General features: G+C 44.8%; 15 protein-coding genes. 11 read left to right on the top strand and 4 right to left on the bottom strand.

Features of this window, described 5'->3' with window-relative positions; translation table 11 throughout:
• Window positions 1–12: 12 nt before the first annotated feature.
• From HY807_07455 to HY807_07440, 4 genes are all read left to right on the top strand, one after another.
• On the top strand, window positions 13–858 hold the full coding sequence (locus tag HY807_07455; GenBank protein MBI4826243.1) for a restriction endonuclease: 846 nt from the start codon (window positions 13–15) through the stop codon (window positions 856–858).
• 108 nt (window positions 859–966) lie between these two features.
• On the top strand, window positions 967–1,239 hold the full coding sequence (locus HY807_07450; protein MBI4826242.1) for a type II toxin-antitoxin system mRNA interferase toxin, RelE/StbE family: 273 nt from the start codon (window positions 967–969) through the stop codon (window positions 1,237–1,239).
• Between the two features lie 9 nt (window positions 1,240–1,248).
• Entirely contained in the window at window positions 1,249–1,524 is a 276-nt protein-coding gene (locus HY807_07445) for a helix-turn-helix transcriptional regulator (protein MBI4826241.1), read from the top strand.
• 6 nt (window positions 1,525–1,530) lie between these two features.
• Window positions 1,531–2,775, top strand: a complete 1,245-nt coding sequence (locus HY807_07440) for a class I SAM-dependent RNA methyltransferase (protein MBI4826240.1) — start codon at window positions 1,531–1,533, stop codon at window positions 2,773–2,775.
• A 5-nt stretch (window positions 2,776–2,780) separates the two neighbouring features.
• On the opposite strand, the gene HY807_07435 is transcribed toward HY807_07440, so the two are convergent.
• Complete coding sequence (locus HY807_07435; GenBank protein MBI4826239.1) at window positions 2,781–3,602, bottom strand: YihY/virulence factor BrkB family protein; 822 nt, start codon at window positions 3,600–3,602, stop codon at window positions 2,781–2,783.
• Window positions 3,602–4,924, bottom strand: coding sequence for a ribosome biogenesis GTPase Der (gene der, locus HY807_07430; protein MBI4826238.1), 1,323 nt, complete (start codon window positions 4,922–4,924; stop codon window positions 3,602–3,604). Before der ends, HY807_07435 begins: the two co-directional genes overlap by 1 nt.
• Before the next feature lie 106 nt (window positions 4,925–5,030).
• Between der and nadA the strand changes: the two genes are divergently transcribed.
• The 5 genes from nadA to HY807_07405 all read left to right on the top strand — a co-directional run bounded on the left by nadA (window position 5,031) and on the right by HY807_07405 (window position 9,862).
• The gene (nadA, locus tag HY807_07425; GenBank protein MBI4826237.1) at window positions 5,031–6,014 is read left to right on the top strand and encodes a quinolinate synthase; all 984 of its coding nucleotides are present in this window, start codon (window positions 5,031–5,033) and stop codon (window positions 6,012–6,014) included.
• Between the two features lie 54 nt (window positions 6,015–6,068).
• The gene (locus HY807_07420; GenBank protein ID MBI4826236.1) at window positions 6,069–7,952 is read left to right on the top strand and encodes a diguanylate cyclase; all 1,884 of its coding nucleotides are present in this window, start codon (window positions 6,069–6,071) and stop codon (window positions 7,950–7,952) included.
• Window positions 7,953–8,168: 216 nt separating this feature from the next.
• Window positions 8,169–9,296 carry an SAM-dependent methyltransferase gene (locus tag HY807_07415; GenBank protein ID MBI4826235.1) on the top strand — a complete coding sequence of 376 codons (1,128 nt, stop codon included), beginning with the start codon at window positions 8,169–8,171 and terminating at the stop codon, window positions 9,294–9,296.
• Window positions 9,297–9,395: 99 nt separating this feature from the next.
• Window positions 9,396–9,584: a hypothetical protein gene (locus HY807_07410; protein MBI4826234.1), complete on the top strand. Its 189-nt coding sequence runs from the start codon at window positions 9,396–9,398 to the stop codon at window positions 9,582–9,584.
• Window positions 9,569–9,862, top strand: a complete 294-nt coding sequence (locus HY807_07405; protein MBI4826233.1) for a type II toxin-antitoxin system RelE/ParE family toxin — start codon at window positions 9,569–9,571, stop codon at window positions 9,860–9,862. Before HY807_07410 ends, HY807_07405 begins: the two co-directional genes overlap by 16 nt.
• A 16-nt stretch (window positions 9,863–9,878) precedes the next feature.
• Here HY807_07405 and HY807_07400 read toward each other — a convergent pair whose 3' ends face one another.
• The gene (locus HY807_07400; protein ID MBI4826232.1) at window positions 9,879–10,667 is read right to left on the bottom strand and encodes a sugar phosphate isomerase/epimerase; all 789 of its coding nucleotides are present in this window, start codon (window positions 10,665–10,667) and stop codon (window positions 9,879–9,881) included.
• A gap of 8 nt (window positions 10,668–10,675) precedes the next feature.
• Window positions 10,676–10,939: a zinc ribbon domain-containing protein gene (locus HY807_07395; GenBank protein MBI4826231.1), complete on the bottom strand. Its 264-nt coding sequence runs from the start codon at window positions 10,937–10,939 to the stop codon at window positions 10,676–10,678.
• Between the two features lie 123 nt (window positions 10,940–11,062).
• On the opposite strand from HY807_07395, the gene nifU reads away from it, so the two are divergent.
• Together nifU and nifS are read left to right on the top strand one after the other, a co-directional pair.
• Entirely contained in the window at window positions 11,063–11,884 is an 822-nt protein-coding gene (nifU, locus tag HY807_07390) for a Fe-S cluster assembly protein NifU (GenBank protein ID MBI4826230.1), read from the top strand.
• Window positions 11,881–13,038 carry a cysteine desulfurase NifS gene (nifS, locus tag HY807_07385; GenBank protein ID MBI4826229.1) on the top strand — a complete coding sequence of 386 codons (1,158 nt, stop codon included), beginning with the start codon at window positions 11,881–11,883 and terminating at the stop codon, window positions 13,036–13,038. Before nifU ends, nifS begins: the two co-directional genes overlap by 4 nt.
• The last annotated feature ends 11 nt before the right edge of the window (window positions 13,039–13,049 follow it).

The raw sequence follows: 13,049 nt of genomic DNA, 5'->3' as shown, positions 1-13,049 counted from the left end.
ATTGAAATTAATATGTCAAAACCGGCAAACATAAAGGTCAAAAAAGCCTCCGGAGCTGTTGAAGACATCAACCTGAATAAGCTCCATGATTCACTTGTACGGTCAGGGGCTGACAGTGAGAAGGCTGATGAGATAATAGACCTGATGATTGATGAGATACCCGCAGTTACCAGCACCAGAAAGATTTACAGGCTTGCAAAAAAACATCTCAAGGCCCTCAATCATTCGGCAGGGCTCAGGTATTCATTGAAGAATGCCATCTTCAGGCTGGGCCCTTCAGGTTATCCTTTTGAAAAATATTTAGGCGCGGTCATGACGAATTACGGCTACAAGGTCAAGACCGGCGTAATTATTAAAGGCAATTGTATCGATCATGAAGTAGATGTCTATGCAGTGAAAGAAGGCGAGGTCTCGCTCGTAGAGTGCAAATACAGGAACACCGCCGGCGGGACTACGGATGTAAAGACCGCGCTGTATGTGCACTCAAGGTTTCACGACCTCTGGCCGACCATGAAAGCTATGCATCCTGACAAAGTCTTCAAAGGCTGGCTCGTGACAAACACGCGCTGCACATCAAACGCAGTCACATACGCAAAGTGCATGGGCCTCAATATAAGAAGCTGGAGCTACCCTGATGGTGACAGCCTGCAGAAGATGATCGAGGACAAAAAACTCTACCCTGTCACAATTATTTCAGGGATCAAGTCCGGGCTTATCAGCACACTTATCAAAGATGATATCATCCTCCTCAAAGACCTCGCTGTTATGAGTGAGGGCAGGATTGCCAAGCTTCTCTCCCTCACGCCCAGAAAAGCCGCTGCTTTAAAGAAACAGGCTGATGAGCTGTGCCTCTGTTAAAGACAATATTATGGAAGTCGGACTTCCATATCTATAAAATGAACTGCTGTGTATAGGCACGTTCCTGGGGCTTGAATTATCAGATTTGATAAGTTATTATATTTAATAATGTGGCATATCAGGGAACATCGTACAATTGCAAAGACATGCCTGAAGCTGCCATTACATATAGTCAAGAAATATGAACTTTGGAAAAATATTGTTTTTCGTCATGGCCCGAATAAATTGAAAGAGTTCCCAGGATTTCATGATGAGAAGCTTAAAGGCGAACGCAGAGGGCAGCATTCATCACGATTGAGCGACCAATACAGGGTTATATACACGATAGAACAGAACATCGTTACTGTCGACGTTATGGAAATAACCCCGCATAAATATTAGGAGGACTAAATGAAATCAGCTTATGGCACATTTGGCGCAGCAAAAGCCCATGCTGTTTTATCAACAGGTGAAGTAATTCGTATGCTCCGCGAATTGAAAGGCTGGACTCAGGCTGAACTTGCGCGCCGTTCCGGCATAACTGTTACCAATATCAGTCTTTTGGAGAATAAGAAAATTGATATCGGAAAAAAACGCGCTGAACAGCTTGCCAAAACATTTGATGTTCATCCGGCAATAATTATGTTCCCTGAATATGAATCAAAAGAAATTGGGAACGCCGCATAGTCAGTCATGACACCCAATAAACTCACATTAAAGATCGAACGCCCGGCATACGGCAATGTATATATAGCCAAGCTTGAAGGCAAGGTAGTTATGGTCAGCGGACAGACTATGCCCGGCGAGACGGTTGAAGTGACAGTGGATAAAGACAGAAAGGATTACATCACAGCAACTGTATCAAGAATAATTGAACCCTCCCCTGACAGAGTAAAGCCGGAATGTGAATACTTTGGAATATGCGGGGGCTGTCATCTTCAGCATATACCATATGAGCAGCAGATAAAGATGAAAGAGGACATCCTCAGCAACTGCCTCAAGAGGATAGCAAAGACCGAGATCGATCTTTCAGAGTCATTAGTCGGGAATAGCCCCTGGAAATACAGGATCAGGGGACAGTTTAAGGTTGAGGGCGATGATTCAGGCTTTTACAAAGAGAATACGAGAGATGTGGTGAATATAGATAAGTGCCTGATCATGACTGATGATCTCAACAAGCATTTCCAAAAAGCAAGAGAACTGGTAAAAATGCATGGCATCAAAGAGCTTCATATAACTTCAGGGGACAGGCCCGTCGCTCTCTTAAAGGTCTCAAGGGAATTCCCGCACAATGTCGACCTTAACAGCCTGGTCTCAAAATTCACAGATGCCGGATTTCCCGGGCTTTCGATCGATACAGGAGAGACTATGGCTTTGAACTTCGGAGACCCGTATCTTTCTCTGGATCTTGACGGGCTTAAATATTCCATCTCTCCTATGAGCTTCCTCCAGAGCAATTGGGATGTTAACATCGCAATGATAAGGCTGATTAAAAAGGAGCTGCAACTCACTGGCAAAGAAAAGATACTGGACCTATACGCAGGCGCAGGCAATTTCTCTCTGCCATTGGCTGAAGGATGCGAAGTGACCGGCATTGAGGAGAACCCATATGCCATTGATGACGGCATGAGGAATCTGGAGTTGAACAATATAACCCGCTACAGGTTTGTGAAGTCCAGGGCTGAAGAATTTCAGGCTGAACAGAGGCCTGGCATACTGATACTTGACCCTCCGAGGCTCGGGCTTTCCAACAAGGTAACAGATAACGTTCTCCAGATGCTGCCGGAAAAAATATTATACATATCGTGCAACCCGACTACATTTGCGAGAGATATCAAAAAACTCCTGACAAGATACGAGTTCAACTCAGTAAGAATGGTCGATCTCTTCCCTCAGACATTTCATATCGAAACAATGGCATTCTTAAGCCTTAAGTGAGAATATCACGGCTTTTCCCTGTGTGAAGCAGCCAGGCAGGAAACAAACTCTCCGCCAAGAAGAACGATGCATGATGAGTAATATATCCAGACAAGAGCGAATATAAATGTTGTCAGCGAACCGTATATCATTCCGAGATCAGCCACATTCTTCACATACCATGTAAAAAAGTTTTTGCCCAGATCCCACAAGATAGCTACAAGAACAGCTCCCGAAACAGCGTGCAGAGTGCGTACCCTTGCCTTTGGAACTATCATGAATATAGCTGTGAATACTGAAAGCACCATTAAATAAGGGGCGATATATTTAAGGAAAATTCCCAGCTTTACACCAACCGCTATTCCGAAGATATTCATCGGATGGACGTGAAAGACTCCTGCAAAAGAACTGAGCAGGAAAGCGAGTATTAAAGATAACATGACCAGCGTCACGGTCAGAATAGACCATAATATAGATATGAAAAAATGCCTCTTCTGCGGGACATCAAATATTACATTCATCGCATGCTCCATGGAGTAATATAGCTGCAGCGACAGAAAACAGTAGACCAGAAAGGTAAAAAAACTTATGCCCCTGAATATGATCAGGTTCTGAAGTTCAGCCGTTACACTGCTGGTTACAGAAGGAAAAGCGCTTAACAGCCCGGAGACGGCGAACTGGTAGAATTCCTGGCTCTCACCGAGAAAATACCCGAAGAGCGCGAGTATCAGCAGACTCAGCGGCACAATGGAAACGATAAGGAAATATGATATCGAGGCAGATAGATACAGGCAATCGTCCTCCAAAAAAGCGGCCAGGCTCCTTCCAAGTGATCTGATGACATACATTATGGTATTTTCTTGACCTCACTCTGTCTCACGAATATGCTTAACGGCACACCCTTGAATCCGAACGAGTCCCTCATATGTTTTTCAATGAACCTGATATATTGAGGCTTCATGCCCTCTTTATTATTGGTAAATATGATAAATCCCGGAGGCTTGGTCTTGACCTGGGTTATATATTTTATCTTGACACGCTTGCCTCCGTGCATCGGGGGTTCTTTAAGTGAAGTGACCTTCTTAATGAACAGGTTAAGCTGGTGTGTGCTGATCCTCTTTGCGCTCTCTGCAATGACCTCATCAACAAGGGAAAAGAGGTTGGTGACCCTCTGCCTGCTCAATGCGGATACCGTCAATATCGGGACATGCCGCATAAACCACAGCTTCTGATATATTTCAGCCTCCATCTTCTTGAGTGACATCTCCTCCTTATCCACAAGATCCCACTTGTTCAGGAGTATTATCGCGCCCCTGCCTGACTCATATATCAGCCCTGCTATCTTCAGGTCAAGCTCAACAACGCCTTCAGACGCGTCAAGCACCATCAGGACAACATCGCAGTTCTCAACATTCCTCACCGTCCTCATGAAAGAATATTTTTCAAAGGTCTCAGCCATCTTGCCCTTTCTGCGGATCCCTGCGGTATCAACAAGCACATAGTTCTTTTTGTAGTACGAGCATATTGAATCAACAGCATCTCTTGTAGTGCCCGGCACATCGCTGACTATCATCCTCTTTTTGCCGAGAAGGGAATTGACAAGAGTGGACTTGCCGACATTCGGACGTCCTAATATCGATATCCTCGGATATTCTGATTCCTCTTCATCAAAATCAGGGATCAGCTCTGTGACCTTCTCCATGAAATCATGGTAACCATAACCGTTCAAGGCTGAAACAGGGAATATATCAATGCCGGCGGCGTAGAAATCCGTTAGAAGGCTCTTCTCTTTATTTATTCCGTCTATCTTATTTACCGCGTAAAAGGTTTTTTTACTGTATCTTCTGAGAAGGTTGATAAGCTCCATGTCAGCAGACAGAAGGCCGCTCTCCGCGTCCATCATCATGATCAGAATGTCAGCCTCTTCCACCGCAACCAGAGCCTGCTCCCGCACCTCGCTGTCCATATCCTTATGAGGGTCAGGATGGATACCGCCCGTATCTATGACAATGAACCTTTTGTCATCGTACTTTGCCTCATCATACAGCCTGTCCCTTGTGATACCGGGGATATCCTCGATAACAGCGCGCCGCTTCCCAACCATTTTGTTAAAAAGGGTGGATTTTCCTACATTCGGCCTTCCTACTATCGCAACGATCGGTTTCTTCATAATAATGATAGTAATTATAGCACAGGCAACGGGAGCGCCTTACATATAACTACATATAACTACTGATTGACCTTATATATATACGCATGTTATATTGCAAGTCATCATGACCGAGCACAGCGCCATAATTGAAAAGATCCTGCGGCTGAAAGAGCAAAGAAACGCCTTGATAATCGCGCATAATTACCAGCGTGACGAGGTTCAGGAGCTTGCTGACTTCACAGGCGACTCTCTGGAGCTCTCCCGAAAGGCGGCATCAACAGACTGCGATGTTATCGTCTTTTGCGGTGTGAATTTCATGGCGGAGAGCGCATCCATACTCTCTCCTGACAAGACGGTACTTCTGCCCGAGTTAGGCGCCTTCTGTCCCATGGCTGACATGATAACTGTGGACGGCCCGAGAAATGCGATAACCGAGTTTCCCGGTTATCAATATACTGACGCTTACACCTACCCCGCTGACTTCACTCTGAAGGACATCAAGAAAGCTCATCCCGGCGTGCCTGTTGTCACTTACGTCAACACCACCGCTGCTGTAAAGGCAGAGAGCGACATATGCTGCACATCAGCCAATGCGGTAAAGGTGGTTGAATCACTCGACTCTGGCAGGGTCATATGTATCCCGGATAAAAATCTCTCAGCGTGGATAGCGAAAAATACCCAAAAAGAGGTCATCGCATGGGACGGATTCTGTCATACTCATGACAGGATCAGAAAAGAGGATGTTGAGAAGGCGAAGGCCGAACATCCCCTCGCGCTTGTGATGGCGCACCCTGAATGCAGGCTTGAGGTTCTTGAGGCTGCTGACCATGTTACAAGCACATCAGGGATGCTGAGGTACGCGGCAGCGTCTGACGCTAATGAGTTTATCGTAGGCACTGAGATAGGGCTTTTATACAGGCTTAGGAAAGAGAATCCGGGCAAGACTTTTTACACATTAAGAAAAGACATGATATGCCCCAATATGAAGAAGACCACGCTTAACAGCGTGCTCAGGGCGCTTGAGACGATGACAAATATCATAAAGGTGCCGGAAGATATCCGGATACCCGCAAAAAAGGCGCTTGACAGGATGTTAGAAATTTCTTAGGTTTTGCTTTATAATTTGACTATGACCGCATTGACTAATGAAAATATGAGCAGAGTGAAGAAATTTGTAAAGTTCATAACATTCGTCAACATGCCTATAAGGGAAAAGTTCGTATTCTTTTTCGTTGGCGTCCTGTTCTGGTTCATGGTGATGTTCGGCATAAGCATCGTAACCAGCAAGATAATCAATCTGAAAACCGACAAGATAGTAAACCACCTGATACCTCACGAAAGAGTCGCCCAGAAGATCCTGAGAAAACTGCAGGAGCTCAGCACTGACGCAACTGAAATAAGGAATATCTCTGATATAAATATCTTTAACGCTAAACTTGAGATATCAAAAGCAAGGGTTTCCGATATCAGGTTATTTGCAGCTGCGTTGTCCACGGGCGGGCTGGTAGTGGATATTAACAGGGATGACAACAGCGTTATTGACAGCACGACACTTTCTTCTGAAAACGATCCCGGAAACGGGATTTACTCAAAGTCTTTGCTGGCTGACGTTGACGCGCTTGAAGCAAAGATACTGGAGATAGCTAAAACAAAAAAGGACTTGCTCGCGGATAAAAATTTAAGCGCGGAACAGCTTGATAATAATATCGGGGAATTCAAACTGCTGATTTCAAAATTAATATCATTATCCAACCGGTACTCTTCCGAAGAAGCCTCACTTTACGATGTAAATGCCCGGAGCATCAGATACGTGACAAAATTCATGCCCTACGCCTTTATAGGCGTCCTGCTGACAGCGACTCTTCTTCTTATAGTTTTCACGATCTCCATTTCAAGAGCGATCGCCAGGCCCGTCAAGGCGATAATAGAGCAGATAAGGTCAGTGGGAGAAGGAAAGGTGGATATCACAAACAAGATCCATGTGAGCTCAAAAGATGAAATAGGCATCCTGACACAGGACTTCAATGACCTGATGGAAGAGATCCATGAACTTGATATTTTTAAACAGGTCATCGAAGAGGACGACAGCCTTGAAGATGTCTACTCCAGGCTTGGCAATGTCTTTGACAGGTTCGGGCTTGACAACTTCCTGATCTATGAGGTTTCAAACAGCCAGAACAAGATGAAATCGGTATATCCCATCATCATGAATGAAAACGATATAAACTGCAATCCTGACATACTGCATGACTGCAGCCTATGCAAGGTAAAAAAGACCGGCCACCTTATATCCTCTTTTGCTTACCCAAACATATGCAAACAGTTCAAAACAGAACTGGACAAGATCCATGTATGTATACCGATGCTGATCTCAGGAAGCGTCGGCGGAGTCGTCCAGTTCCTGTTTGATAAAAAATACTACAATCTCAACGGTAAAGACAGAAGGATATATAAAGTGGAACAGTATATCAGCGAGGCTGTTCCTGTAATTGAGGCGAAGAGGCTGACGAACACACTAAGAGAATCTGCGCTGAAGGACGCGCTTACGGGCCTGTACAACAGGAGGTTCCTGCAGGAATATACTGAAACACTCATAGCCGGCGCCCTGAGAAGGAAGAAGAACATCGGGCTTATAATGTGCGATCTCGACTACTTCAAACAGGTCAATGATGTTTACGGCCATAATGTCGGCGATGAAATCCTCAAAAACACTGCCAATATCATCAGGCAATGCGTTAGAAGCTCAGACCTTGTGATACGGTTTGGCGGAGAGGAGTTCCTTCTGATAATACTTGATGTCGAGGGCGATAAAACAATGGAGATCGCTGAAAAGATCAGAAAGTCTATGGAAGACACCAAGCTCAAGGTCTTTGACGGAATAATAAAAAAGACGATCAGCCTCGGCATAAGCGAATTCCCCAAAGACACAGACGCCTTCTGGCAGGCCATCAAGTATGCCGATGTGGCTCTATACAAGGCGAAAGATACCGGCAGGAACAAGGCCGTCAGGTTCACGCAGGATATGTGGACAGAGAATGAGTTTTAGCCTGCCGTAAATCATCAGCTACAATCTTTATCATCATATTCTTCCCAAAGCATTATAATATTCAGACTTTCATGATAATGTCATTCCGGCGGTTCCGTCCAGCCTACTGTTGGCTTGTCCGGAATCGTCTTTAAATTTCATTCTGAATGAAACGAAGAAGCCCTGTATTTATCACGGAAAAGATTCCGGACAAGCCGGAATGACGAAAATACAAAAATGAAACAACTGAAAAATATCATCATTGAAAAGATAAAAAAAGACGGTTCCGTCACTTTTGAGAAGTTCATGGAGATGGCGCTTTATTATCCTGAACTCGGCTACTACTCAAACCCTGAGGTTGCGATAGGCCGTCATGGCGACTTCTATACAAGCCCGCATCTTCACCCTGTCTTCGGCGCGATGATAGCGAAGCAGTTAATAGAGATGTGGGAGATACTCGGCAAGCCGTCTGAATTTCATGCTGTTGAGATAGGAGCGGGCGAAGGGTATTTAAGCAAAGATATTCTCGATCATCTGACTAAGCAATCTCATGATATTTCAAACTCATTAAAGTACGCGATCATTGAACCATTCAAACACTTTGAGAAAAAACAGGGAGATCTTCTTGCGAAACATAAAGAAAGGGTAACATGGTTTCAGTCACTAAAAGATATGCCCGGCAAAATCAACGGCTGCATATTTTCCAACGAGCTTCTTGACGCATTTCCGGTTCATATCGTTGAGATGGATAATGGCCTGAAAGAGGTTTGTTTGAATTATGATCCAGGCGGACTCATTGAGATAAAACAGGATATCACTGATATTGAATTGATGGATTACATCAGGCAGTTCTCCACGGGATTCCCACAGGGGTACAGAACTGAGATAAATCTCAGAATAAAAGATTGGCTCAAAGAGATATCATCGATATTATCTAACGGTTTTCTCCTGACGATAGATTACGGTTACACTGCGAAAGAATATTACAGTGAAGAGAGAAACAGAGGCACCCTCCTCTGCTATCACGATCATCAGATAAATGAAAATCCATATGAGTATGTAGGAGAGCAGGACATAACCGCCCATGTTGATTTTTCATCCGTTAAAAAATGGGGTGATGAGGCAGTGCTGGAAACATTAGGCTACACATCGCAGGGAACGTACCTTGTCGCTTCCGGCATTGACGAAATAATTACAGAACTCTATGCCGACTCGCCGAATTATGCAGCAGAGATAAAAAAGATCAAAGGGCTGATAATGCCTGAAGGCATGGGAGAATCTCATATGGTCATGATCCAGTATAAAGGCGAAGGCGATCCTGAACTCAAAGGCTTCTCTTTAAGGAATCATGTCGGGAAGCTGTAGAATGCGGAAAGTCTACTTCCCTTGAAGACCTAAAAAATCATGTCCCTTGTTAGCGGATAGATTTAAATGGTATATTTGGACATCGAGGAGGTGATTTAAATGAGAGGTATAAAACAGCAGGTCATTCAGATGATTCAGTCTCTTCCTGAAGAGGTCACGGTTGATGACATTATTGCAGAATTATATTTCAAGCTTCAGGTTGATGCCGGGTTGAAAGAATTGGACGAGGGGAAAGGGATTCCTCACTCAGAAATTGAACAGCGGATGTCCAAATGGCTTACAGCATAAAATGGTCGCCAAGAGCAGCTTCGAATTTTGAAGATATCTGTGACTACATCGCAAAAGATTCAAGATATTACGCTGCTCTTTTTGCCAAGAAAATTATCTCGATTGTTGAAACCATCTCTCAGTTCCCAAAAACAGGCCGCGTTGTTCCAGAATATAACAATGAGAATTTAAGAGAGAAGATTTATGAGAATTATAGAATTGTCTACCGCATTAAGAATGAGATTATTGAGATTGTTGTAATCTGTCATGGAGCAAGGCAATTAGAAAATATTCTATGATTTAGCAGATGGCAAACTACTCACCACGCTTTTCAAAATATTCCTCAAGCCATTTTAAACTTTTCTTGACATCTTTGATACTGTGCGCCTCTAAGGTATAGACACAGTCAACCTCTTCAATCATCCTGAACAAGAGGTTGAAATCGAATATCCCGTCCCCTATGGCAAGATGTTCATCGCCAAGCCTGCTGTTGTCATGCAGATGAAGCTCGGCTATGTAGGGATGGATAACCTCGATCCACTCTGTCAATGAGATAGATGAAAAAAGGTTGAAATGCCCGGTATCAAAACATACCCCGAAGTTCTTTGAGTTCATTTCCCCCATGAGAAGCTTTAAGTTTGCAGGTTCCTCCTCGAAAATGTTCTCTATCGCGATCTTTATGCCCATATCAGCTGCCATGACATTTATAGGCTGCCAAGTCTCCATGCTCCTCTCAAGCCAGATATCCACGCGTTTATCATATTTCCACTTGTCATATCCTGAATGAAAGACAACGACATTGGGCTCAAGTATCTTAGAGTAATGAAGAACATCAACAAATCTCTGTATCGTGACCTCTCTCACCTTTGAATCAACAGCTCCGGGGGAAAGATCCATGAATGGTGCGTGTACCGATATCTCAGGCCCGTAATCCAGCTTCTTTTTCAGTTCAAGGATGTCGTCCCTGTTCAACTCATCAGCTTGCTTGGAACCAAAGTATATCTCAAGGTTCAGCTTCTCAGACCTGATAAACTTAAGATATTTATCTATTGCGTCATACGGGACATGGACATGCGGGCGTATCTTTCCTGATGTATTGTTCATGAATGCTGTCACTCTGTCTTTGCGGCCTCTTTCTTTTTTGAATCCTTCTTTTGATCGGCAGACTTCTTCGCCTTCATGGCCTTATCTCTATTTTCAGAAGGATAATCAGTAACATACCATCCGCTTCCTTTCAGGACGAATGAGGTGTTTGTAATCATTTTTTTTAGTTTGCCTCCGCATTCACCGCATTTGGAAAGAGGCTCATCATTGATCTTCTGGATCACCTCAAAAACCTCCTTGCACTTTGTACATTTATATTCGTATATCGGCATAACTCCTCCTTGCCAGCCTTAAAACCTGAGTACAGGATAGAATAACACAGCTTTAATCACTATAAAAAATATCATATCCGGAGTTTTCTTGACAAGGTCATATCCCTATGATAATTAATCAATATGTGGGAATATACTGAAAAGGTCAAAAAACTCTTTTTACAACCCAAAAATACCGGAGAGATCGAAAATCCTGACGCTGTAGGCGAGATCGGCAGCCTGATCTGCGGCGACGCGCTGAAGCTCACGCTGAAGATAGACAGAAAGACAGACAGGATCATTGACGCTAAGTTTCAGACATTCGGATGCGCAAGCGCCATCGCCTCATCATCCGCGCTAACTGAACTGATAAAAGGAAAGACGGTTGATGAAGCGTTGAAGGTCACGAACAAGGATATCGCTGAATACCTCGGCGGCCTTCCCCGCGAAAAGATGCACTGTTCTGTGATGGGACAGGAAGCGCTTGAGGCTGCTGTTGCCGATTATAGAGGAGAAGCGCGTCCCGAAGCTGATGAAGGAGAGATGGTCTGCAAGTGCTTCGGCGTGACAGATCAGAAGATAAGGCGTGCCATAAAAGAGAACGGCCTGCGTACTGTAGAGGATATAACCAATTTCACAAAGGCCGGCGGAGGCTGCGGTGAATGCATCCCCAGGATCGCGGATATCCTGCTTGAGGTATCAGGAGTAAAGGCCGCGAGTCCAAAGAAAGCGATGACCAATATCAAAAAGATAGCCATGATACAGGAAGTGATCGAAAAAGAGATAAGGCCGAGGCTTCAGGCTGATGGAGGGGATATAGAGCTCATAGATGTTCAGGGCAACAGGGTCATAATAGCACTGAGAGGCATGTGCACTGAATGCAAGATGTCCGGCATTACGATTGGAGATATCAATAAGACACTGAAGGAACTTATAAGCGATGAACTGGTTGTGGAGGCCCAATGAAAGAGGTCTATCTCGACAATAACGCGACAACAAGGGTCGCTGATGAGGCGAGAGATGCTATGCTGCCATACCTGACAGAACTCTACGGCAACCCTTCGAGCATGCACCTATTCGGAGGCCAGATCCACAGGAAGATAGAGGAGGCAAGAGCAGAGGCTGCTTCGCTGATAAATGCAGAGCCTGAAGAGATAATATTCACCAGCTGCGGGACTGAGAGCGACAACACCGCTGTCATGAGCGCTCTTGAAACAGGCCGGAAGAGACATATCATCACCACAAGGGTCGAACACCCGGCTGTTCTGAACTTCTGCAAGGCTATGTCGAGAAGGGGATTCGATATAACCACCCTGCCAGTCGATAAACTTGGAAGGATCGACCTCCTGAACCTGGAGAGGTCAATAACTGAGAACACCGCCGTTGTCTCCATAATGTACGCTAACAATGAAAGCGGGGTGATATTTCCGATTGAGAAGATATGCGAGATCGTGAAGTCTAAAGGTGTTATTATGCATACAGATGCCGTGCAGGCTGTAGGCAAGATACCGGTGGATGTGAAGAAACTCCCGGTTGACATGATGTCCATCTCAGGGCATAAGATACACTCGCCAAAAGGCATCGGGGCGCTTTATGTAAGAAAAGGCATCAGGTTCTCTCCGTACATTATCGGGGGGCATCAGGAGAGAGGCAGAAGGTCAGGCACAGAGAATGTTGCCTCAATAATCGCATTTGGAAAAGCATGCGGGCTTGCCAAAGATAATCTCGGTATTGAAAACACAAAAGTAACAAACCTTCGTGACCGGCTCGAAAAGGGGTTGCTCAGCGCATGCCCTGACGCAAGGGTCAATGGCGATACAGAGAACCGGCTGCCGAACACTTCAAATATCAGCTTTGAATATGTAGAAGGTGAGGCCATTCTGCTGAGATTGAATGAATATAATATCTGCGCATCCTCGGGCTCGGCATGCACTTCAGGCTCTCTTGAGCCTTCGCATGTGCTAAGGGCCATGGGCGTGCCTTTTACCGCCATTCACGGCTCGATCAGGTTCTCCCTGAGCAGATACACAACAGATGAAGAGATAGGCCTTGTCCTTCAAAAGATGCCGGAGATCATAAGAGACCTGCGCGCGCTCAGTCCTTTTGGAAGAGAATCATAGATGTCTCTTGC

It is taken from the genome of Nitrospirota bacterium (genome assembly GCA_016207885.1).
Lineage (GTDB): Bacteria > Nitrospirota > Thermodesulfovibrionia > UBA6902 > UBA6902 > JACQZG01.
This window is presented reverse-complemented; position numbering and strand designations above follow the sequence as displayed.